Source organism: Herpetosiphon geysericola (assembly GCF_001306135.1).
GTDB lineage: Bacteria > Chloroflexota > Chloroflexia > Chloroflexales > Herpetosiphonaceae > Herpetosiphon > Herpetosiphon geysericola.
This window is the reverse complement of the sequence record NZ_LGKP01000004.1, coordinates 116,136-139,990: the sequence shown is the minus strand read 5'-3', so window position 1 is coordinate 139,990 and position 23,855 is coordinate 116,136. Positions and strand designations below refer to the sequence as shown.

Here is a 23,855-nt window from a genome sequence, read left to right as displayed (position 1 = left end):
ATTACACTGCGTGGCAAGCATGAAGCATGCAACAACTTTAGCAGCCTTACATGCTGCATTGGCCGAAATTCATAACCCAATGCAGCATGTCGATGTGCTGAACCGATTAGTTGCCGAATTGCGTTTAGTTGACCATGAACAGGCTTGGTCGCTCAACCATCAGGCTGAGGGCTTGGCGCGCATGGCTGGCGACGATGGCAAGCCCTACACCCAAGGCTTGATCGATTGTTTTTACTGGCGCTCCAAGCTGCTATTTAGCGAACAATCATATCATCAGGCCTTGACCTATCTTTTTCGGGCCAGCAAACTTTGCCAGCTCACCACGCCACGCCAGCCTGATCCCCATTGGCTCGATATTTTGGATACCAGTTTTCAATCGGCATCGCTTGGCACCGAAGATAGCGATGCTTTTTTGGCAAGTGGCATTCATAGCGCAGCTGTCCATAATGCGTTAGGTGTGTTGTTGATTGTGCTGGGCAATTACACCGAGGCGCTGCAATATTTGCTGCGAGCCAAGCGCGATGCGATCCAATTAAATGATCAATGGTATGAAGCCTTGATTTGCAATAATCTGGGCTTTTTGCATTGCGAATTACAAAGCCCAGAAATTGCGCTTGATGAGTTGGCTCATGGCTTGCGCTTGCTCGAAGCAATGACCCAATTTCCAGCTCACGTGCGTATGCGCGCTGAAATTCTCGATAACAGCGGGCGCGCAGCCTGCGCTCTGCGCCAATTTGAGCAGGCTGTTGGCTATGGCGAACAAGCGCTGGCGCTGTATCACGAAATCGATTGGCAACAAGGCCAAGCTGAGTGTCATAATAATTTGGGTTTGGCCTATGCTGGGCTAGTACAACCAAATCAAGCCATTGAGCATTTTACCCATGCTTATGAATTAGCATGTGGCTCAAATAATAGCCCTGAAGCGATTGAAGCATTAATTCGCCATGGTGTGTTGCTCAATCAAACGAAGCACTATCAAACTGCCCGAGTAATTCTTGAGCAAGCGTTGATTTCAGTCAATCCAAGCACCAATCAACAAAAAGTCTATCGTATTCATCAAGCCTTGGCTGATACCTATGAAGCTTTAGGCGATTTTAAAACTTCGCTAAAACATTATAAACATTATTATGAATTAAAAGATACAGTGTTCAATGAGCAATCGGTGCGTCGGATGCAAGTATTGCAAACAATGTATCGTTTAGATGAAGCACGCAATCAAGCTGCGCTCTATCATTTGCAAAATGATGATTTGCATCAGCAATTAGCCGATATTCAACAAATTAATTTGCAACTGACCGAATGGGCCAAAACTGATTCGCTGACCGAGATTCTCAATCGGCGTGGCCTCTATGAGCAAATTGAGCAAGCCTTGCAACATCAACCTGCCGATCATCAAGGCTGGGCTTGTATTATGTTTGATATTGACTTTTTCAAAACGATTAACGACACGTATGGCCACGATAGCGGCGACGAAGTGTTACGTGGCATTGCCCAACGCGCACGTTTGGTACTGCGCCATAGCGATGTATTTGGGCGCTACGGTGGCGAAGAGTTTTTGGTCTTTTTGCCGCATACCTCAATCCAAGAGGCAATCGTGATTGCCGAGCGCTTGCGCACCGCGATTGCCAACACGCCGTATGTGCTCAAACAAACCGCTGTCACTGTTACGATTAGCCTTGGGATTGCTTGGACCGAGACAATTAATGAGGCTGAGCGCCTGACCCAAACCGCCGATCAAGCCTTGTATCGCTCGAAAGCAGCAGGCCGCAATTGCTATACGGTCGAGCGCTTCGATCCTGCAATTAGCCAACTGTCAGTGTAATTCGTTGCGCAGCTGAAATTGCTAAAGTGTTGGCGAGAGTGAGCAAATGCTCGTTAATATAGGCCCGATCATAAGGATCGCTAATCCCTTTATCAGCGCCACGCGCGATGATGCAAGCTTGCTCCCAGAGCATTGCGCGTCGCTCTTGGTCGTTGCTCGCTAAGGCAACTTCATTCAACAACACCAACAAGCGCGCAGTTACTGCAATTTCGCTTTTGGCATATTGCCGAATTTGGTTGATTGCAGTGCCCAACATTTGACGAAACGTAATTGTGTTTGCAACCACCCGTAGCTGATCAAATTCATCGTAGCGACATGGCGATTGCTCAGGGCGACGAATGGCCTGGGCTAGCACATCGCTCAACAAATCGATCGCATTAATGGCCGTGCTTGGGTCATTGACCGCAGGCGAAATCGCTTTGAGCGCAATATCAACCAGCTGGCGAATGCCAAACAAGACATCATCAAACAACGTGCGTTCTAAGCCAAACTCAAATACATCTTGAAATTCAGCGATTGCATCGCGATTCAGCTCACGCTGCGGGAACATATGCAACAATGGATTCCCAGTTGGCACAAAATCGCCAACCGCACGATCCATATAAACGACGACATCGAAACGCTGGGCCAACTCCAACAACGGCACTGGATCGATCGCCTGAATATAGCCACCCTTAGAATTGTAAATCGTGGTTGAGGGTTCGTTAGGGATTGGCGGCGCTGGGATGTGCTCCATTGCATGGCCCAAGCTTTCTGGGAAGCGTCGATCTAAGACATCGATTGTGCGTTCAGCTGCGCGAGCAATCAAGACGCTAGCTTGAATTGTTTCAGCGATGTGGTGCACAAAATAAATAAAAGCCACAATACTCAAAAGGGTTAGCAGAATGCTCGTGGCAAGTGAGAGAATTGGCACAAAAATTAATGCTGCTTGATCATTAATCTGGCCTAACACCAGCAAACTATAGATAAATGTACCAATAAATGTGCCTAAAACATACTGCGAAGGCGTATCGCGCATCACATTACGAATAATTCGTGGCGAAAATTGTTGCGAGGCTAATACTAACGCTACCATAATGATCGAAAATGTAACTGTTGTTACAGTCAGCATCGAACTCGTGACCGATGAAAGAATCGCCCGCGCATCGTCGATTCCAGCCCGCAAAAAAACCACCCGCTCAAAATCGAAAACGCGATCAAGCTCGACGGTGATAAACGCTAAAATAGCTGAACCAATTGCGATCAGCGTTGGTCGAAACCATAACGATGAATCCAGCTTATGATACTGATTTTCAAGTTCGCGGGTTATGCGCATAAAGCCTCTCGTTTTTGGAATAAACAGCGTGCGGCTGAGCCTTGGGCCGTGCTGATCTTGCAGCAAATTGTGGGTTTTGGCAAGTTTTGTAGCTATTATTAACCACAAAAGGGGATGCGAGCATGCTCGCATCCCCTTGCCTAACATTTTTTAATTAGTTAAGTTGATTCACCGCCCAAATTTCAGCATCGGCGGGAGTTTGAAACATTCTGGTTGGGCGGCCACTACCACGACTAATCGTCATATACAAGTTACCGGTAATCCGACTTGTTGCCGATTCGACCACGATTGCTAAGCCCCGCGAGGGAAACTTAGCATCGCTGTTGGTATAAATATGGCGAGCTTCGCGATCGATCGCTTCTAAGGCCCGCATATCGAGAATAACCGCACTGTTTGGCCGATTGGCCAAGAGCCGTTGCATGACTGCTACATTTTCAGTCGCGTCAGCAGGCGTTTCTTGGGCTGCAGGGAGCGAGATGATCCATAAGATCCCACGTGGATCTAAGGAGAATTGCGCAGTACGGGTCTGCGCATCAATCTGGCGTGAGTACATTGTCATGCGAAAAGGCTCCGAACTAGGGACTGTCAAGCGAATACGATGGCAAAAACGGGGCCATCAGTTGCAGCATTCGCTGATCACGGGTAGGATAAGCGCGGTTCATTGGTTCGAGGTTGACGATGCCAGATCATAGCGCTGCGGTGCGCGCATTTCACGAGGCGATTGGAATGGAGTTGCCAGATAGTCCTCAACTCCCTCCTATCGCTGTGCAAGCGTTGCGCCAAACATTACTTCAGGAAGAATATAGCGAGCTCCAGGCGGCCCTTGCCGCTGGCGATCTCGTGGCTATTGCTCAAGAAGCCGCTGATTTACTGTATGTTACCTATGGCCTATGCCTTGCCTATGGCATCGAGCTTAATCCAGTGTTTGCCGAAGTGCATCGGGCAAATTTAGCCAAAACCACCGGCCCGCGCCGTGCCGATGGCAAACAGCTAAAACCTGCCGATTGGCAGCCACCTGATGTTGCAAGCGTCTTGGTGCAACAATCCAAAGCGTCGTTTGATGTCTAGGGCTCAGCAGCTATGAACCGTTGCTAATCCTAGCCTACTTCGTAGCTGGCGATAACCCCTCTAAGCAGGATTAACCCGCAGGATGTTTGCTCCCACACTGATTGGCGCTCTGCTTGCTTGGAGTGTGATAGCAGCACGATAATGTGGTATAGACCATAGGAAAGATTGTTGTGTATGGCTCACATGCGCCAGTTTGATCGGGTGCTGGCTTTGCTCGTCGTTGGCCTGTGTCTCTGGACATTGCTTTTGCCAATGCCAGCTTTATCGAATGCCAATGCTCCTGCTGCATTATTGCAAGCGAGCTTGACGACGCTCAATCAGCAGGCAGAACAACGCCAAATTGCGGTTGAGGCGGCAGAAGTGCTTGATGGCGAGCGCGGTGATTTCGAGCGCCGTGGCGTGCAATTAGCCCAACTAAGCCCCGTTCAACAAGCCCAAGCGCGGCAAGCCTTGGCCGATGATGTGAATTTGCTGGCGCAGGCCTCGTTGGCTGCTGAGCAAGAACGCCAAGCTTTGCAGGCCTACGATGCTGCCTTGATGGGTCAAACCCGCGATTTAGGCGCATTGGCCGAGCAGTTGCGTTCTGCCACCTGGCCAATCGTCGAGCAGCTTAAATTGTATCCGCCGCCGCTTGGCACGCGTGGCGATTGGCTGGCTCCAAGCAGCGCATATTTTCAAACTCGTGCAATTACAATCAGTACAGGCACATTCGATCAAGCCACCGAAGCGGCGATTGAGGTTGGGCGGGCAAGTTATAGCCAGCGCCAACTGCGCGAACTCGACCAAACCTATCGCCAAGTACTTGATCAATATGCCCAAACCTTGCAACAAACCAGCGCCAGCCAAGCAACGCAGCGCCCATGGTGGCGTTGGGTTTTGGCCACAAGCTTGGCCTTGGGTTTAGCTGGTGTCTTGTGGTGGGTCTTGCGCAAAGTGCTGGTCGCCGATTGGCTGCTTTTAGCTGCTGGTTTGGCCTTCGCTGCTTGGTTTGGCCTACCATGGCCGTTGGCAGCGCTTGGTTTGTTGGCATTAGTTGGCCTGATTATGCTGCGCCCAAGTTTGGCCGCATGCTTGCCGCTGCTGGCGATTCCGCTCTATTATCGGGCGCGCTTGGTTGACAATCTCAGCTTTCCGCTCAACGAAACCTTGTTTGGCATCAGCAGTGCAGGGCTTAGTTTGCACGTAGTTTGGCGCTGGTTTCAAGGCAAGCGCCCGCAATTAACTTGGCTCAAAGCGCGCTGGCATTGGCCAGTTGTTGCGCTTGGGCTGGGCTTGGTGCTGGCTGCTGGGCTTAGTTTTAGCTCAAGCGGCTTGGTTGAACGCGCCACCGCCTTGCGTGAATTGCGCCGCACCATTGTCGAGCCAGCATTGTGGGCCTTGCTGGCGCTTGGTTTATTGGCGACGCAACGGGTCAAGCCACAGAGCATGCTCTGGAGCTACAGCATAATGGCAGCTTGGGTCGCAGGCGATGGCTTGGTGCGCTTTGCCTTGGGCGAAGGCGTTTGGGCCACTACTGGCGTACCGCGCTTAATCGGCCTATTGCCCAGCTCGACCGCGCTCGGCGTGTATTTGGGCGCTGGTTTGGCTGGCAGTTTGGCCTTGGCCTTGAGCGCTGAATCCCTGCAACAGCGCCAAGCAGCGTGGCTGTTGAGTATTCCACTAAGCTGCGGCGTATTGTTGACCTTTACGCGCGGCGCATGGCTGGGTGTCATTGGGGCAGTTGCACTGGTTTTAGTGCTACAACGGCGTTGGCGTTTGCTGCTTGGGGCTGGTGGTGTGGCGCTTGTTGGCTTACTTGGCTTTGGTTTGATTCAGCCAAGCTTATTGGCGCGGGTGCTACGGCTTGGTGAAGGCACTGGCTCAGCCCGCCAAGAAATTTGGGCCTCCGCCTGGCGCGCCGTGCAGGATCAACCAATCCTTGGCTTTGGCTTAGATCAATTTGCCCACCTTGAGCCAAGCAGCTATGGAATTCCGCAAATTCGATTTCTGACCTTGGCGCATCCGCATAATCTACTGCTTGATGTGTGGCTGCAACTTGGTTTGTTGGGTTTGCTAGTGGTTTTGACCATGCTTGGTTGGCAATTCTGGCATTGGTTGCGTAGCAGCGCAGCCTTGCGCTACGTTGCTTTGGCGATGCTAGCAGATTTAGTGATTCATGGCATGCTTGACCAAACCATGCTCGGCGGTGATATGATATATCTCTGGTGGAGCTTGCTCCTTATCAGTGTATGGCGGCCAGCCGCAACGGAGGAATCATGAGCGACGGTTTCTTTACTTTGCCCTGTCGAGTTATCTTACCTGCCGAACAACGGGATCGGTTGGAGCGGTTGTGTCGTGCGCGTTCGATGGAAGTCAGCGACTTGGTTAGCGAGTTAGTGGTGCAATATTTGGATGAAGTGCCCGATGCAGCCTTGGCTGAGCCAAATCCCGAGCCATATGCACCGTCGCTGAGCGAGCAATTGCGCCAAAACGAGCGCGAATTGCGCCGCTTGCGCATGCGCCAAAATCAATTGGGCGCGTCGGCTCCTGGCTGGCTCGATAATTACGTGGCCGATATTGAGCGCGAAATTGCTGCCTTGCGCCAGAAATTGGCAGGGTAGGAACTGGGGATTGGTTATTGGGGTTTGGGGGTTGGTTATTAATCACAACTGATGATTTGATGACTCTAAACCCTCAACCCCGATCCTCGACCCCCGATTACCAACCCCCACATAGAATAAGGACTTTCAATGAACATCTTATATATCTTACACGATCGGCTGCAAATTGCCTTTATGCTCTTTATGATCATTATTGGCATTTGGGGTTGTTTTATCTTTTTTACTGGGCGCTCGATAACAGGTGATTTTTGGGGCGCGTTGGTCATTGGCGAAGGCCTTGTGATCGTTGAGGCAATTGTGGGGATTTTGCTCTACATTGGGGGCGCTCGCCCGCAGCGTGATCTGTTTCATATTTTGTATGCAGCAGTCGCGGTTATTTCGATTCCGGCCACCTTTGCCTTCACCCGTGGCCGTGATAATCGCTTTGAAGCATTAATTTATGGCTTGCTCGGCTTCTTTTTGATGGGAATTGCCTTGCGCACCCGCACCACCGCCTTGTTGGCCCTCTAAACTACCGCCAACCAACTACCATTGCCCGCGTGCTCCACTAAGCGATTTAGTGGAGCACGTGTTTTTTTAGGTCAATGCGCGTAATTCAGCCGCTTGGTTTGGCCAAGTTCATGGCTTAAGCGACATTTGACTAGTTTTTTCAACTACGTTGAGGATATTCAATCAATAGGCAATGAGTGTGGAATGAAGTCGAACACGATGTTGTATGTTTTGCAACATTAGATCGGTATCTTGAAATTATCACTTAGTAACTGTAATTTCAGGAGGAACGATCAATGTTTCGACGCTATCCAGATTCGAAGACCCGTGAAACTGCTATTATCACCTTACTCAACCAATCCCCTAATGGATTAACTCAGGCAGAAATAGCCCGATTACTCGACTATCCAGCAAAAATGGTTATGGAAGATCTTCAACGGCTTGAAGATAAGGGCTTCTTGCTTTGGCAGGATGAGCGAAATCGATTAGCAATCTTTAAAATTGCCCCTCATTAAATTACTGTTTTTTTGCTATTGCTGTGCTAAGCTATCGTCGTTGTAGTAGGAGACTAAACAGATGCCTAAGAAAAACCATGATTATACCAAGATCATGGGGGTTCGTCAGTTAGAGCGGTTCCTTCTTGAACGTCGAACTCCTATTCGTCAATCAGAATTGGCTACTATTTTTAATTGTAATCGGTCTACAATTCGGCTATGGTTGGTAGAATTAGAGCTTGATGATGTGCCAATTCGGCGAACTAAAGATCGTCAAGTATACATTGACCGCGCTAGCTATTTGATGTATGTTCGTTTATCGCGTGATGAAAGCCTTATTACCATGATTGCCCTACGTTTGATGCAACAGCATCTTCAACAATCAAACTTACATGGGCTTGAAGTAATGCATAAGTTGGGTCTGACTCTTAGCCGAGGAGTTGCTAGCCTTGCAGGGGATCATATCCTACAACAAACCGCGCACCAGCGTACAAGATTACCGTCACTGAAAAGTAAGGCCCAACGGGCCTTAGAAAAAATTGGTGAGGCTTGGTTATCAGGGCGAAAAATAAGTTGGCGTTATCAGCCATTACAGGGTATACAAGCCTTCAACGAAGTATTTCATCCTTATATGATAGAACCAATTGCACTTGGTGGTTCAACATATGTGGTGGGATTTTCTGAACAAGCTCAATCGCTTCGTGCGCGTAAAATCGAACGGATTATTTCTGTTCCTGTTATCGAAGATGAACATTTTGATGTTCATTCGACATTCGATCCGATTCAACTATTTGAGGGAGCTTGGGGAATTTGGTTCTCTCAAGATGAGCAGCCGATAACGATTAGCGTTCGATTCCAACGCCATGTGCGCCAACGGGTTCTTGAGACCCGTTGGCATCCTTCGCAGACAATTCATGAAGATGCGTCTGGTAATCTTATTTGGCAGGCCGTGATCCGCATAGAGGATACTGAAACAACGCCGCGTTGGTTGTCGCCATCGACCTTGCAAGTTATTTCAATTATTCGATCCGCATAGAGGATACTGAAACTCCGCTGATCAAAATAACTAGAAAATATTTACGGTTATTTCAATTATTCGATCCGCATAGAGGATACTGAAACAGGTCGCTATCCGCTGCGCGAGCCGGCGCGACCAGATTTCAATTATTCGATCCGCATAGAGGATACTGAAACTGGCCTACAACGACAGCGGCGAGATCAGTTTATCAAATTTCAATTATTCGATCCGCAGAGAGGATACTGAAACACATCATTGAAACAATCGCGCGATCCAGTTTGTCAATTTCAATTATTCGATCCGCATAGAGGATACTGAAACATGGCTTGGCGGGTTTCGCGTGGTTTATTGTGGATTTCAATTATTCGATCCGCATAGAGGATACTGAAACTTCATCGCCAAAATGGCGATTGTTTTCGTCGTTTTGGATTTCAATTAATCGATCCGCAGAGAGGATACTGAAACAACACAGCAGCATTAACGCTATTCTTCATCGCATATTTCAATTAATCGATCCGCATAGAGGATACTGAAACCGCCTTAGCCAAGTCCATGGGCATTGATGCCAACAATTTCAATTAATCGATCCGCAGAGAGGATACTGAAACACAGGTCGCCAAAATTCAAAAACAACACCCGCAATTTCAATTAATCGATCCGCATAGAGGATACTGAAACTTCTAGGTCGTCTGTCGGTTGATCTGAGTTATTTATATTTCAATTAATCGATCCGCAGAGAGGATACTGAAACGTGGCTACACCAGTGCTAGCGAAGCCTTGCATGCATTTCAATTAATCGATCCGCAGAGAGGATACTGAAACAAATCGGATCAGCGGTGGTGTATTGGCTATCGATCAATTTCAATTAATCGATCCGCAGAGAGGATACTGAAACAGTTATATCCTCAGGATGAAGCTCCAAAAGACGGTCATTTCAATTAATCGATCCGCAGAGAGGATACTGAAACAGACCATGGCGATGCGCGTTTCTGCAAAGCCACGCAATTTCAATTAATCGATCCGCAGAGAGGATACTGAAACCTGTTGAAACTAAGCCTGCTAATCCTGCGCCTGCGTATTTCAATTAATCGATCCGCAGAGAGGATACTGAAACCATCTTTAATTGGCTGTACAACCTGACCTGCTTTTTCATTTCAATTAATCGATCCGCAGAGAGGATACTGAAACGTTCATTTGATTCAGTCGGGCTGTCATCGACTGGATATTTCAATTAATCGATCCGCAGAGAGGATACTGAAACGCTAATAGGTCTGCTACTTTCGTTGCTTCAGAACCTATTTCAATTAATCGATCCGCATAGAGGATACTGAAACTCAGCTACTTGATCATGCCAAGCCCATCGTGTTATTTCAATTAATCGATCCGCATAGAGGATACTGAAACACCAGTATTTCGTGGTGCCACGCTCGATGCGGGTGATTTCAATTAATCGATCCGCATAGAGGATACTGAAACATTCCGGTGGGTGATGCGCACGCGCCATGACGCAGCAATTTCAATTAATCGATCCGCAGAGAGGATACTGAAACGCACCCAAAGGTTTGGCCGACCGTGGGGGCTGTTATATTTCAATTAATCGATCCGCATAGAGGATACTGAAACGTTCCTCGGTAAACGGCCAGTCGATTTCTTCAAATTTCAATTAATCGATCCGCAGAGAGGATACTGAAACTGCTCGGCTTTGGCCATGGCGATGATAAGGTAAAGCTTTCAATTAATCGATCCGCAGAGAGGATACTGAAACTATGACATGGGCTTTGTGATGGATGAAAACAAACTCTTTCAATTAATCGATCCGCAGAGAGGATACTGAAACATGCTTTTCAAGATAACAATACGATGAATCGAACCTTTCAATTAATCGATCCGCAGAGAGGATACTGAAACCTGTTACGCCACGGTGAATGGTTTGCATCGCATCAATGCTTTCAATTAATCGATCCGCAGAGAGGATACTGAAACAACTTGGTAAACAACACACGACTGAAGATTGACCAACTTTCAATTAATCGATCCGCAGAGAGGATACTGAAACGAATTTGATTTTTGTGATGACCTCATGCAAGATACTCTTTCAATTAATCGATCCGCAGAGAGGATACTGAAACTACGGCAGCGCTACCGACATCGGCGCATTCATCAACCTTTCAATTAATCGATCCGCAGAGAGGATACTGAAACGTACTTCACGCTGAAGCTTCTCGGAAAGCTTGGTTCTTTCAATTAATCGATCCGCAGAGAGGATACTGAAACATCAATATTCGCATGATGAAGCGCCGTTACTTAAAACTTTCAATTAATCGATCCGCAGAGAGGATACTGAAACATTTGCGAAGTATCCAATGCCTTCGCTGATATTCAACTTTCAATTAATCGATCCGCATAGAGGATACTGAAACAGGCCATTTTCGTTACACCATACGGCGGGTCAGTAAATTTCAATTATTCGATCCGCAGAGAGGATACTGAAACGCCCAAGGCCATCGGTTGCACGCCTTAGTGCAAATTTCAATTATTCGATCCGCATAGAGGATACTGAAACCCGGTGGTGTGCCACCCGCTTCAAAGAAGCTACTAAATTTCAATTATTCGATCCGCATAGAGGATACTGAAACGATTGTAATATTCCACTCGCTGCGGTGGACTCAGTTATTTCAATTATTCGATCCGCAGAGAGGATACTGAAACGCCGGATGGGCCAAGGCAGCGGTCAGAACCTACTAATTTCAATTATTCGATCCGCAGAGAGGATACTGAAACCTGTCAACTAGCCTTTTTGGGCTGGTTGGCCGTAGCTTTCAATTAATCGATCCGCAGAGAGGATACTGAAACAACGAATTAGCTTTTCGTTTCTCTTATGACTATAGCGCTTTCAATTAATCGATCCGCAGAGAGGATACTGAAACTCTAGGCGCAACGTGCGATAGACAGCATGATGATCTTTCAATTAATCGATCCGCAGAGAGGATACTGAAACGTTGGATGGGCGGGGTTGGTACTGGAAAGTGATTGGCTTTCAATTAATCGATCCGCAGAGAGGATACTGAAACATTGTTGGGCCAAGGGATGGGTTGGGGCAAATTCTCTTTCAATTAATCGATCCGCAGAGAGGATACTGAAACCGACGAACTCGCCGATCTCTTGATTGAATCGATTCCCTTTCAATTAATCGATCCGCAGAGAGGATACTGAAACTTCGCAAGCGGGGCGTTGCTGCAAGTTTTGAGGATGGCTTTCAATTAATCGATCCGCAGAGAGGATACTGAAACCATGGCTGATGCCATCGCCGATCTGCAACGCGATCCTTTCAATTAATCGATCCGCAGAGAGGATACTGAAACTGTCACCGCCAAAAATAAGCGATTCCTGCGCATTGTCTTTCAATTAATCGATCCGCAGAGAGGATACTGAAACACCATAATCGCCTGGTCGCTGGTGTGGATTGAACTTTCAATTAATCGATCCGCAGAGAGGATACTGAAACAATAACTCCTGAATCTGCCGCGATCGCGAGTGTGGCCTTTCAATTAATCGATCCGCAGAGAGGATACTGAAACTTGATCGCACTGCCAGCGCGGCATAGACGGCCATTCTTTCAATTAATCGATCCGCAGAGAGGATACTGAAACTCTATTTCGATTTTTTCCCTTGATTTCTGATTCATCGGCTTTCAATTAATCGATCCGCAGAGAGGATACTGAAACTTAGGAGTGCAATGAGAGGCCTATCATGGTGTAGCTTTCAATTAATCGATCCGCAGAGAGGATACTGAAACACGCTCATGGTGAGTGTGACCGTTGGGCCAACTGACTTTCAATTAATCGATCCGCAGAGAGGATACTGAAACCTGATCGGTGTACCACAGTTCGAGCGCAATCCGCCGCTTTCAATTAATCGATCCGCAGAGAGGATACTGAAACCTACCGCATCGAGCGGGTTGACCTCGGGATACCAGGATTTCAATTAATCGATCCGCAGAGAGGATACTGAAACTTTTTTCTTCCGAGCGGATCGGATGGGTTGCGATATTTCAATTATTCGATCCGCAGAGAGGATACTGAAACGTTTTAAACAAAGAAGCGGCGCTCATCCACTAAGGAATTTCAATTAATCGATCCGCAGAGAGGATACTGAAACGCGCTTGATCTAAATCAATGCGTGGTGGCGTGCTGGGTATTTCAATTATTCGATCCGCAGAGAGGATACTGAAACACTTCAAGGTCGAATTTGTAGGCTGGCGAACGAATGCCATTTCAATTATTCGATCCGCAGAGAGGATACTGAAACAACCACGGCATTGCAGCGTGGCTTGAATGCCTTCGTTATTTCAATTAATCGATCCGCAGAGAGGATACTGAAACCGCAGAACCATGGGAACGGTCGAATTGGTTCAAAGGATTTCAATTAATCGATCCGCAGAGAGGATACTGAAACATGCAAGATTAGTTGTGCCATAGGGCGGATCGGTCATTTCAATTAATCGATCCGCAGAGAGGATACTGAAACACGTTGGGCGAAACAGCGAATCAGCATAGCCATTCAATTTCAATTATTCGATCCGCAGAGAGGATACTGAAACGACGATCAGCCGCTTGATGACGTGCGCGGGCAAATTTCAATTATTCGATCCGCAGAGAGGATACTGAAACAATTGTGTTTCATAGTGCAAATCAGGCTGAAGGTAATTTCAATTATTCGATCCGCAGAGAGGATACTGAAACGCGCATCGCCCCAACCTTGCCCCCAACCGTGGCAAATTTCAATTATTCGATCCGCAGAGAGGATACTGAAACGAAATGTAAACAAATCCGGTTGGTTCATCTTCAGGTAAATTCAATTATTCGATCCGCAGAGAGGATACTGAAACTAGTTCGGCTAGGCGGCGTTGATCTTCGGCGCGATATTTCAATTATTCGATCCGCAGAGAGGTACTGAAACTGTGGACAAATTGAAATCTATAAACATCGGCGGCGATTTCAATTATTCGATCCGCAGAGAGGATACTGAAACATCATTTATACCAACAACGAAGGATTTGCTGATCAAATTTCAATTATTCGATCCGCAGAGAGGATACTGAAACTTGGAACAATTCATATGAGTCAAGGGGAACATGATACATTTCAATTATTCGATCCGCAGAGAGAATACTGAAACATTTGGCAAATCGCACTGGCGAGCTACTGTATGTATTTCAATTAATCGATCCGCAGAGAGGATACTGAAACTTCAGCAAAGCATCAACGGAATCAGAACGAGTATGATTTCAATTATTCGATCCGCAGAGAGGATACTGAAACGTGGCCGCCTCGCTGACCTTGCGCACGATGCCATCATTTCAATTAATCGATCCGCAGAGAGGATACTGAAACGCTGGATGGTCGTCGGCTGCGGGGCGGCGGGTTGGGGATTTCAATTATTCGATCCGCAGAGAGGATACTGAAACCGTCGCAGGCAGGGACGGGGCTAACTAGGAGAAAAATTTCAATTAATCGATCCGCAGAGAGGATACTGAAACCAGACGCGCTTATGACAGCGATTCAGTGGCGCGAATATTTCAATTAATCGATCCGCAGAGAGGATACTGAAACTATTCTGTGTTGTTTGCCAAGAATCAATAAAGCGAGATTTCAATTAATCGATCCGCAGAGAGGATACTGAAACATACAGCACCTCACTTTCGTTGAATTGCCAATGATATTTCAATTAATCGATCCGCAGAGAGGATACTGAAACGATTGACCAAGCGAAGCAAGCGCAATAATCGATCCGCAGAGAGGATTTAAACAGCATCCGCAGGTGGCACGAGAGCTTTTTGCCACTTATTCGCTCGTTTCTTGTGCTGAGCTTGGGGCTAGGTAGGATTTACCGCTCCAATCTCGCTATAAGTGCTGATTAAACCAAATGAGCCATGGCAAATCCACGGCTCGTTTGCTTGCTGGAAGCGATCAATTTTCTGTAGGTTTAGGGAATTTGGGTGCCTGGAGGAACGTCGCTATCGTCGCAGCCAGTGCCCGAATAGCCATTAATTGGGGCCAAACAGCCAACAATATCGTTGATTTCAGCAGCTTCTTCTTCAAGGTAGGTCAGGCCGAAGATCATGGGTGTTTCATCGGTTTGGGTGGTTTCAAATTCCATGAATTGCACTCCTTTACACACAAATGTCGTTAGTTAAAGCTGCATTGGCCTATGGAATCGCATCAGTATCATCACAACCAGTTGAGCTATAGCCATCAATTGGCATCAAGCAGCCAACAATATCGTTGATTTCAGCAGCTTCTTCTTCAAGGTAGGTCAGGCCGAAAATAACTGGCAGTTCTTCGCTGGTGTTCGTTTCGAATTCCATTGAATGCTCCTCTTTTACACAAACGCGCCGCACGACTATATCGAAGTCGATTAAGGAATCAGTTCGCCTGGGTTGCCGCCATCACTATCGTCGCAACCTGTGACGGTGTAGCCATCGCTGCCAATTGGCATCAAACATCCGACAACATCTTGAATTTCAGCAGCTTCTTCTTCGAGATAGGTCAAGCCGAAAATGATGACTTCTTCGCTTTTTGTTTCCAGCATTGTTTGTTTTTGCATGATCGTTCCTCTTCTAATAACCGAAATTAATGGCGATGTTTGGTATATTTTTGTTCGTTCCAGCAATGATTATGATTATAGAAATAATTTGGTTAATGTCAATAGTAATAGAAATAGATTTTGAATTTTATAATGAATTTAATAAGTATGAAATTATATTGAGTATTAAATAGGTTTATCCAAAAATAGCAATTTTAGATGATTTTTGCTATTTATTGGTACATATAGGTGATATTTCAGGGTAAAAATACTTGCGCGTGATTATTCTATCAGCTTAGCGGATTGATAGAACGCTCGATGTTGCCCCAACCTTTCTTGACGATCGTTTGTAAATCCGAGGGACAATTCCCTGCTGTTTCAGCAGGGAATTGGATTTTAGGCTGTCAGTTGATTCAAATTGGGTGCGGCTATATGCTCCACTGGCTCGCTGAGCGGCTTGGTAAGCTGACCCTTGATCAAATTGTAGTAGTGGCCAGCTTGGGCTAACAATTGCTCATGGCTGCCCGATTCGATAATTTCGCCTGCATCCATCACCAAAATACGGTCGGCCCGTAAAATTGTGCTCAGCCTATGGGCAATAACCACCGTTGTGCGGCCAGCGCGATTTTCTTCGAGCGCTTGTAAAAAGCCTTGTTCAGTCGCGCTATCTAAGTTGCTCGTGGCCTCGTCGAGAATCAAAATTGGTGCGTTTTTGAGCAATGCCCGCGCAAGCGTGATTCGCTGGCCTTGGCCTGAGGAGAAATTATCGCCGCCGCGCGCTACTTGCGATTCATAGCCATACATCTGGCCTGTAATAAATTCATCTGCTTGAGCAATTTTTGCTGCATTCCGAATTAATTCTATGTCAGAATCGCGCATTAATGTGATGTTGTCGCGAATCGATTGCTGCATCAAGCGCGTATTTTGGAAAACAGCACTAATTGCGTTACGTAATTCATCAGGTTTAATCTGGCGCGTACTAATTCCATCAATTAATACATCGCCGTGAGTTGGCAAATAAAATCCTGCAATCAAATTTGCCAATGATGTTTTACCGGAGCCAGTTTCACCCACAATTGCTACTGTTTCGCCAGGTTTAATTTCAAAATTAAGTTTCTTCAGCACCATTTTGTTGCGCAGATAGGCAAAATGTACATCGTTGAATTTAATCTCACCTTTGACTTCTGGTAAAGCAACGACATCATTGGCCCGTGATTCTTCATCAGGCAAGGTCATAATTTCATCCATACGCTCAATGCCCAATAATGCTGTGCGCAGATTGAGAATTGTCGCTGGCAAGCGTTGAATTGGTTGTAAATAGAAGGCTACCATTCCAAATAACACCACCAGTTCGCCTGGTGTCATGCTGCCTGCAAATACTTGGCTACTGCCATACCATAAAATCGAAGCTGTAATTAACGAGGTTGCCAAGACGCTCCATGCGCTAGGCAAAGCAATATTGATCCGACTATCCATGCGTGATTTGGTGAAATTGGCTAATTTCTCGTTAAGCAAGGCTTTGTATTGTTCTTCTGCTCCAAAAACTTTAATTGTGCGTACACAATCAAATACATCAACCATATGCGAAGTGAATTCTTCCATATGAATGATCGAAGATAATTGAACGTTATAAACGCGATCATTCAGCGAGAAGAGCACAAACCAGACTAATGGCAGAGCCACAGCAGCAATTGATGCAGCAACTGGATTATAGAAGGCAATAATGCCTAATGCAGTTACAAACATCACCGTATCAGCTAAAATTGTAATTAAGCCTTCGGAGAGTGCCAATTGAATTCCATCAGCCTGCGTTACGCGTAAAACAAGCCCAGGAATACAGCGCACATCAAAGACTTTCATCGGTAAGCGTAACAGGCGATCAATATACTGTGCTGAATAACGTTGATGCACTTGTTGACCAACCCGCGCACTGAGCCATAAACGGCCAAATTGCAGCGCCGATTGAAAGACACTAACTAAAATCAAGCCTACGCCTAAAGCAAAAAGCAACGCCTGATCACGATTTGGAATAATCGAGTCGATCAAGATTTGCATAAAAAACGAGGTTATCCAGCCTAAAGAGGTTGCGAGCAGCGCAAAAAACAGCACAATGCCCAAAATAAGCTTATGTTGGCGCGCAAGTTGGAGCAAGGTTTTGAGCGGCTTAACTTCAAGTTCGCGCGGTTTGAGGGCTGCGGTTGGCTTGAATTCAACCAAATAGCCACTCCACATGGCTTCAAATTCGGTTTTGCTGAGCGTGCGCAAGCCTCTACTGGGATCGAGCACAACCACTGATGTTGGCGACCATTTGTAAATCACCACATAATGGCCTTCGCCCCCTTTGAGGTGGGCGATCGCTGGCAGTTGCACATGTTGCAGGGCGCTATAAATGGCTTGGGCTGGCCGCGATTCAAGCCCGATTGCCCGCCCGCCATCGCGTAAACCGGCCAAACTTGTGCCATTGCGATCCGCGCCAACCAAATTGCGTGCTTGCTCCAAGGTAATGCGGTGTTTGTAGAAATGCGCTACCGATGCAAAGACCGAGGGGCCGCAATCTCGCCCTTCTGAGGCGCGAATCCATGGTAAGCGGCGATAAATTAACGTCTTATTGAGCATTAACAGCCTCCTGAGCCAAAGGAATCGGATAATCGATGCTGGCAGCTTGCAACATTGCTGCAAAATGTTCATAAATTGGCATCCCAGTCAGGCGAGCAATCCAATCGAATTGGCCATTGGGATTGATTTCGAGGAAAATATGCTCGCCTTCAGGTGTGACAATCATGTCGATGCTGCCAAATACCAGCTGCAAACGATCCATATAGTTGCGCACTTTGGCGGCTAAATCATCAGGCAAGGTATATACTTGATGCGGCGTGTTGGGAATATCGTAACGTCGCCAATCTTCGCGTGCGCGGTCACTGCTTTGCGAGTGAATCGAGCAGGCAAAAATCTCACGGCCAACCACTACAATCCGCAGTTCAAAGGCTTTATCGACATAAGGTTGGAAAATACCAGGCGTAGGAACTGCATTACGTGCATTACTAAAGTGTTGCTTCGAGACTCGATTAGTTAATAACTTAGCAATTTTGCTTGGTTCTTCATCTTTTGCAGGAATCATCTTGAAAAATGGGCGAAACGGCTTATAAATAATTGAATCAGAGTGTTGCTCATAGAAATCTTGGGCATAGGGCAGGTGGGCGGTAAAAAGTGTATCGGGGATATTAAACCCTACATCAGCGGCAACCCATAACTGCGCACATTTTTCTTCAAAGGCATCGTGAAATGGTGGCGGATTGATGCAGAAAATATTATGACATTTGAGTGCTAAGACAATACCTTTATATAACGCACCCCATTCGCCAGAAAAGAAATTCCATTCGTCGTGTTGTTTGGCTAATTGCTGATAGCGTTCAAGTAATGGTTCTGGTCGCCAGCTACGCCAAATCCATGCAGCACTCACATCAGTTGCAAAATTAATTTCACGTTCAGCTAAGCGTAAAATTGCTTGAGCTGTACCATCTGCTGCCCGATTAATCCGAAATGAGGCGTTTTGCTCCATAATTTCTTGGCTTAATACCACAACTTCTTGACCCTGCGCCTCCAAAAGCTCACGGACACTAACCACCGTTGTATCGGTTAAAAGCTTGGTAATGATTAAGATCACTGCGAACTCCTTGCTATGTGTAGCGTCACATGAATTTTATAGGGCAATCAATATTTTTGGGTATAGCAAAGCTACGCTTGGCACAGCAGTTGGATCAATTAAGCGATATACTTAATTTTAGCCAAGCTTAACGATGCTGCGTGCTCAATGAGCATGCAGGTTGGGTATTGCGACGAATAGCGCTAAAAAGCGTTGATCAAGGCTTAAATAAAACCTTGAAACGTGTGGTAATAACCTGATTAAATACATCTGAATCAATGCCAATTCAGAGCATTTAATCAGCTACCTATCCGAACATCCAGCCAAGTTATTGATTAAGGGTTGTGTGATTGAGCAAGATTTGCCGAGATTTTACTGGTCGGTTTAGGAACATGCGGAAGGGGAGCAAGAAGATTCCTAAATCACGAACAGGGTGAATTTTTCGATTATAACAACCACATAATGCCTTTGGGAAAGCAAAAACAACCGATGGGAGTGCCCATACGTTTGCCAATGGTTTATCTGTTACGATCGAGTTGGGATAACCGCGTAGGGGAATATGGTATGGGTAGAATTGCGGTATGCGAGCCATCATAACAATAACTTGAAATACTGTCAACTTTTGGCCTAAAAAAACCGTATAGCTGGCTACTACAAGCGCTTTTTAATCTTTTGTTGATTACTTTAAGAAAGATTGGTAAATAAAGCATTAAAAATTGGCTACTTAAACAAATCTGCCATGCACATTAAGTTATTGGGCATGGCACTAGGCGATTAAATGTTCAACGTTAACGAATCTCCGCGCCGGCTGCATATTCGCTGCTAAGACCAGCTGCGCTTCTTTTATTCAGGTTTGTATTGGGCGTTTAACCAGACTGTTTAGCGCTTGGCTTCAGCATCAAAGAAGGGTTTTAGCACGTCGCCATAGCTGAGTAAATAGACTTCGAGGGTGGTAAGCGTTGGCATTGTTGTCCAATCGGCGGCCATAATATGGGCATGAATCGCTTCGATAGCTTCAATTGCTTCTTTGCGCTCAAATCTTGGTAAGGGTTCTTGACCAAGGTAGGTGCGCTTGGCTCCGTCCATGTGGGCATAGCCAAGGGTGACTTTATAGTCAGCAATGCCATACGGCGTGGCGGTGTAGGGTAGTTCTGCATGCAGCCATGTTTGTACTGCATCAGCGATGTGCTGGCGAGGTTCGAAGGCTAGCGTTGGCGTTACGTCCCAGCCTTTGGCACTGAAGCCCCGATGATTATTGATGGTAGCCTTGGCACTCTGTTCAATCCGCCGCAAAAACCACCATTGCTTAAGCTTGCGCAGCATAGGTTTCTCCTGCTCAATCCTAGGCGAATTTGTTTGCTCTCAGTATAGTGGTCTGCATAGGCTAATGCATCAATCAAATGGTGGAATTGGGGCCATAAATTAGGCTGTAATCTCAGATCAATTGGGCTATGCGAATTTTTACATCTGCGGTAGACTAGGGCTACGCAGCGTCGCGCCGATCATCTTTTTACCAGCGTAGGGTATCGCTATGCCGATGACCAATCAATCAATTGCCGCCCGCCGTTCACCAGTCGTAGCCAAAGCAACCAGCCAACATCCATTGGGGCTTTTATTCAATTTATATCGCGAAGATTGGGGTAAATTGGCGCTAGCCAGCCTGATCTATATTGTCAAGCATAGTCCGGTTTGGATTATGCCTTTAATTACCGCCGACATTATTAATATTATTTCGAGCCAAGGCCAAATTGGCTTGGGGCGTTTATGGTTCGATGGCTTCTTATTGTTAATCGTGTTGCTGCAAAATATTCCAACCCAATATATGTATATTCGCTTGCTGAGTTTGGCAATTCGACGTATGGAAAGCAAATTGCGTTCAATGTTGGCCCAACAACTACAATTAATGTCGATTGGTTTTTACAATCAACGCAGCAGCGGGGTTTTGCAAGCCAAAGTGCTGCGCGATGTGGAAATTATCGAGCAATTAACCCGCAATGTATTCCAGAGTTTTCCGGCTGCCCTATTAAACTTGCTGGCAGCGATTATTGTGGTGGCCTTTCGCTCGCCATGGTTCTTGGTGTTTTTTGTGGCAACTGTGCCCTTGGCGGCAATTGTGTTGCGCACGACACGCAATCCAATTCAATCAAGCAATAGCGCCTTTCGGCATCAAGTTGAACGCTTGGCCGCGCGCCTAAGCGAAATGATCCAGCTGATTCCCATCACCCGTGCCCATGCCGCTGAAGAAGAAGAAATGCTCAAGCTCGACCGCCGCTTGGTGCAGTTTCAAAATGCTGGCTTGCGGCTTGATGCAGTTAATTCGCTGTTTGGTGCAGCTTCGTGGGTCAGTTTTAACCTCTTTAATGGTTTGTGTTTGATTGTAGCAGCGTGGGCTTGCTATACCCAATTTTTGCCCTTGGCGATTGGCGATGTGGTGCTGATGACCAGTTATTTCTCAATTTTAACTGGGGCCGTGATGGAGTTGGCCAATCTTGCGCCGCAAATTACCAAAGGCTTAGAATCGGTGCATTCGGTCGGCGAAATTCTCGATAACGAAGATATTGAGGATAATGAGGGCAAACAACGGCTTGATCAAGTCGCAGGCCGCTTTCAGTTTCAGCATGTGCATTTTAGCTATCCCGACACCCAGCGCTCATCGTTATATGATTTGACGCTTGAGGTGCAGCCAGGTGAGACCATCGCCTTCGTTGGCCCATCTGGTTCGGGCAAATCGACCTTGCTTAACTTGGTGATTGGCTTTTTGCAGCCAACTGCTGGCACAATTTTGCTTGATGGCCATGATTTGCAACGGATTGATTTGCGCAGCTATCGCCGCCATATTTCGGTGGTTTCGCAAGAAACTCTGCTGTTTGATGGCTCGGTGCGCGATAATATTTGCTATGGCTTGAATAATGTTAGCGAAGCGACAATTGAGCAAGCTTTGCGCGATGCCAACGCCTTGGAATTTGTGCTCGATATGCCTGATGGCCTCGATACGATTATCGGCGAGCGCGGCACGCGGCTTTCTGGCGGGCAACGCCAGCGCTTGGCCATTGCCCGCGCGCTCATTCGCAACCCACGGGTGCTGATTTTGGATGAAGCCACTTCGGCCCTCGATAGCATCTCGGAAGGCTTGATTCAAGAGGCTTTAGAACGCTTGATGCAAGGTCGCACAACCTTTGTGGTTGCCCACCGACTTTCGACCGTGCGCAATGCTGACCGCATTGTCGTGATTGAGCATGGCCAAATTATCGAGGTCGGCAATCATCAAAGTTTGGTTGAGCAACACGGAGCCTACGCCCAGTTGCAAGCCTTGCAAGCCTAATTGATTCGCAGATCGGTCAATTGAGCGAGCTTCAATGTTTGCAAATCAATGGCTTGAACAGCGTTAAAAACCAACGGCGTAGCTCGCCTAAACCTTAGGATTGCTACGCCATATGTTTCCACGCCCGTGGAGTTAGTTCTTTCTAATCTCTGCTGAAAGAACCCCTATTCATCGCTCAATTAAGAGTATAAAGCGCCCAAATGGATGTAAATTGTACATTTCGGGTGATTAATTGCTGATGAATAGCCCAAACGCCACTAAAATCTGTTCAATTGTACTTTCAAGCTTGCGTCGCCCAAGCGCCTCTTGGGCGGCGATGCGCTCCTGCGAAACGCCTTGCAAAATCCGATTAAGAATTTTCAGCTCAAACGTTGAGAGCTGTGGATTGCTCAAAAAATTGCGCATCGAGCGTTGGAGCTGAATCAAGCCCCCAGCGCGCTCAAGAATTTGCTCACGTTGCTGTTGCAAATGGCGTGGGCAGTAAATTGAATTGGTCAGAAAACTCAATAAAACCCGTAATTCATCGAGCGACCACGCCGCAGTATTCGCCGGAATTGCCTGGTTTTGATAGGCTGCAATCACGGTGTGCATAATATCTAAATGTTGCTTGCGAATAATTTCAACCGCGATTTGATCAACGCCATCGATTGCTGGTGGGCTGGGCTTGCCCAAATACTGCTGCAACTGCTGAAAATGTTCAGGCCGCAAGGGCTTTTCAAAAAGTTGGTAGCAGCCTGCAATCCGTGCTTCCCATTCGCGATGCACGGTTTTATCGGTGGTCATACCAAAAATTGGCACTGTTTGCAAGCGTTGTTCGTGCATGGCATGGCTCAGCCAAGTAGCCAAAACCGAGCCTTCCAAATGGCGATAAGCAGGGTCGGGCATTTTCATATCGAGCATAATCACACAATTAAGCGCTGGTTGCTCACGATCTAACATACTGACACAATATTGCCACATAGCAAACAGACTTTTGAGCCAAACAACCTGCCAGCCACAACGTTGCGCAATCACCTGCACAATCGTGGCATCGGTCTGGGCATCTTCGGCAAACAGCAAAATCGGCTCAGCATTGGCCAACATAACAATTAAATCTCCCAGACAGCTTCGCCAGCCAAAATGCGCTGGATCTGTAACGGAAAATATTTGGTATTAATCGGTTTGCCGATCATACCATCAAAGCCAATTTGTTGATAGACTACAACCCGTTGCGGCACTACATCTGCTGTCCAGGCAATGATTTTGGTATGGGGCAAGGCTTTACGCACTGTTTGATAGAGTTTAATCCCGCTCTCCTTGGGCATGTGAATATCCAATAATAAAATGTCTAAGTCAATATTGGAATGCGCGCTATGCCAAGCAAAGAAACTAGTGCCTGAGTTCCAACCGCCTTGATACTGAGCGTGCAGTTGATGAATCAAACAGACCCGCGCAATTTCTAGGTTTTGCGGGTTATCTTCAATCACTCCTGCAGAAATCTGGGTCGTCGATGGATGCAT

The 23,855-nt window shown here is 46.8% G+C and carries 17 protein-coding genes, 1 pseudogene and 2 CRISPR repeat arrays; of the genes and pseudogenes, 8 read left to right on the top strand and 10 right to left on the bottom strand.

Translation table 11 applies throughout. From position 1 onward, the window contains the following. The first annotated feature begins 19 nt into the window (after positions 1 to 19). Positions 20 to 1,822, top strand: coding sequence for a sensor domain-containing diguanylate cyclase (locus SE18_RS01515; RefSeq protein ID WP_054532650.1), 1,803 nt, complete (start codon positions 20 to 22; stop codon positions 1,820 to 1,822). Here the strand turns inward: SE18_RS01515 and SE18_RS01510 are convergent. Together SE18_RS01510 and SE18_RS01505 are read right to left on the bottom strand one after the other, a co-directional pair. Further along, a complete protein-coding gene (locus SE18_RS01510; RefSeq protein ID WP_054532649.1) occupies positions 1,803 to 3,137 on the bottom strand; it encodes a DUF2254 domain-containing protein in 1,335 nt (444 codons plus the stop codon). The two genes, SE18_RS01515 and SE18_RS01510, sit on opposite strands and share 20 nt — an antisense overlap. Positions 3,138 to 3,291: 154 nt before the next feature. After that, complete coding sequence (locus tag SE18_RS01505; RefSeq protein ID WP_054532648.1) at positions 3,292 to 3,696, bottom strand: DUF7793 family protein; 405 nt, start codon at positions 3,694 to 3,696, stop codon at positions 3,292 to 3,294. A 119-nt stretch (positions 3,697 to 3,815) separates the two neighbouring features. On the opposite strand from SE18_RS01505, the gene SE18_RS01500 reads away from it, so the two are divergent. The 6 genes and pseudogenes from SE18_RS01500 to SE18_RS28300 form a co-directional block, all read left to right on the top strand. Further along, positions 3,816 to 4,205, top strand: a complete 390-nt coding sequence (locus SE18_RS01500) for a pyrophosphohydrolase domain-containing protein (RefSeq protein ID WP_054532647.1) — start codon at positions 3,816 to 3,818, stop codon at positions 4,203 to 4,205. Positions 4,206 to 4,379: 174 nt separating this feature from the next. After that, complete coding sequence (locus tag SE18_RS01495) at positions 4,380 to 6,464, top strand: O-antigen ligase family protein (protein ID WP_054532646.1); 2,085 nt, start codon at positions 4,380 to 4,382, stop codon at positions 6,462 to 6,464. After that, a complete protein-coding gene (locus SE18_RS01490; RefSeq protein ID WP_054532645.1) occupies positions 6,461 to 6,805 on the top strand; it encodes a hypothetical protein in 345 nt (114 codons plus the stop codon). The genes SE18_RS01495 and SE18_RS01490 overlap by 4 nt, the downstream gene beginning before the upstream one ends. Before the next feature lie 129 nt (positions 6,806 to 6,934). Further along, positions 6,935 to 7,315, top strand: coding sequence for a hypothetical protein (locus SE18_RS01485; RefSeq protein ID WP_054532644.1), 381 nt, complete (start codon positions 6,935 to 6,937; stop codon positions 7,313 to 7,315). Positions 7,316 to 7,590: 275 nt separating this feature from the next. Then, on the top strand, positions 7,591 to 7,809 hold the full coding sequence (locus SE18_RS01480; protein ID WP_054532643.1) for a helix-turn-helix domain-containing protein: 219 nt from the start codon (positions 7,591 to 7,593) through the stop codon (positions 7,807 to 7,809). 61 nt (positions 7,810 to 7,870) lie between these two features. Beyond that, positions 7,871 to 8,509 (top strand): annotated as a pseudogene (locus SE18_RS28300) (WYL domain-containing protein); the annotation flags it as partial. Between the two features lie 291 nt (positions 8,510 to 8,800). After that, a CRISPR array of direct repeats spans positions 8,801 to 13,694; the repeat unit is 37 nt; unit sequence CTTTCAATTAATCGATCCGCAGAGAGGATACTGAAAC. Positions 13,695 to 13,799: 105 nt separating this feature from the next. Then, positions 13,800 to 14,563: a CRISPR direct-repeat array (repeat unit 37 nt). A 228-nt stretch (positions 14,564 to 14,791) separates the two neighbouring features. Here SE18_RS28300 and SE18_RS26640 read toward each other — a convergent pair. The 6 genes from SE18_RS26640 to SE18_RS01460 all read right to left on the bottom strand — a co-directional run bounded on the left by SE18_RS26640 (position 14,792) and on the right by SE18_RS01460 (position 20,357). Continuing rightward, positions 14,792 to 14,965, bottom strand: a complete 174-nt coding sequence (locus SE18_RS26640) for a herpeto-tandem family RiPP (protein WP_083469653.1) — start codon at positions 14,963 to 14,965, stop codon at positions 14,792 to 14,794. A gap of 49 nt (positions 14,966 to 15,014) precedes the next feature. Further along, on the bottom strand, positions 15,015 to 15,173 hold the full coding sequence (locus SE18_RS26635) for a herpeto-tandem family RiPP (protein WP_083469652.1): 159 nt from the start codon (positions 15,171 to 15,173) through the stop codon (positions 15,015 to 15,017). Positions 15,174 to 15,223: 50 nt separating this feature from the next. Continuing rightward, positions 15,224 to 15,412, bottom strand: coding sequence for a herpeto-tandem family RiPP (locus SE18_RS01475; protein WP_054532642.1), 189 nt, complete (start codon positions 15,410 to 15,412; stop codon positions 15,224 to 15,226). A 375-nt stretch (positions 15,413 to 15,787) separates the two neighbouring features. Continuing rightward, positions 15,788 to 18,007 (bottom strand): peptidase domain-containing ABC transporter, encoded by a 2,220-nt coding sequence (locus tag SE18_RS01470; protein ID WP_054532641.1) that lies wholly within the window; start codon positions 18,005 to 18,007, stop codon positions 15,788 to 15,790. Next, positions 17,997 to 19,055 (bottom strand): hypothetical protein, encoded by a 1,059-nt coding sequence (locus SE18_RS01465; RefSeq protein ID WP_054532640.1) that lies wholly within the window; start codon positions 19,053 to 19,055, stop codon positions 17,997 to 17,999. The genes SE18_RS01470 and SE18_RS01465 overlap by 11 nt, the downstream gene beginning before the upstream one ends. Positions 19,056 to 19,913: 858 nt before the next feature. Next, positions 19,914 to 20,357, bottom strand: a complete 444-nt coding sequence (locus SE18_RS01460; RefSeq protein ID WP_054532639.1) for a hypothetical protein — start codon at positions 20,355 to 20,357, stop codon at positions 19,914 to 19,916. Between the two features lie 208 nt (positions 20,358 to 20,565). Here SE18_RS01460 and SE18_RS01455 point away from each other — a divergent pair, with 208 nt between their 5' ends. Next, a complete protein-coding gene (locus SE18_RS01455) occupies positions 20,566 to 22,356 on the top strand; it encodes an ABC transporter ATP-binding protein (RefSeq protein WP_083469650.1) in 1,791 nt (596 codons plus the stop codon). Between the two features lie 228 nt (positions 22,357 to 22,584). On the opposite strand, the gene SE18_RS01450 is transcribed toward SE18_RS01455, so the two are convergent. Both SE18_RS01450 and SE18_RS01445 read right to left on the bottom strand, forming a co-directional pair. Beyond that, positions 22,585 to 23,439 (bottom strand): response regulator, encoded by an 855-nt coding sequence (locus SE18_RS01450; protein ID WP_054532638.1) that lies wholly within the window; start codon positions 23,437 to 23,439, stop codon positions 22,585 to 22,587. A 5-nt stretch (positions 23,440 to 23,444) separates the two neighbouring features. Further along, positions 23,445 to 23,855, bottom strand: a complete 411-nt coding sequence (locus SE18_RS01445; protein ID WP_054532637.1) for a response regulator — start codon at positions 23,853 to 23,855, stop codon at positions 23,445 to 23,447.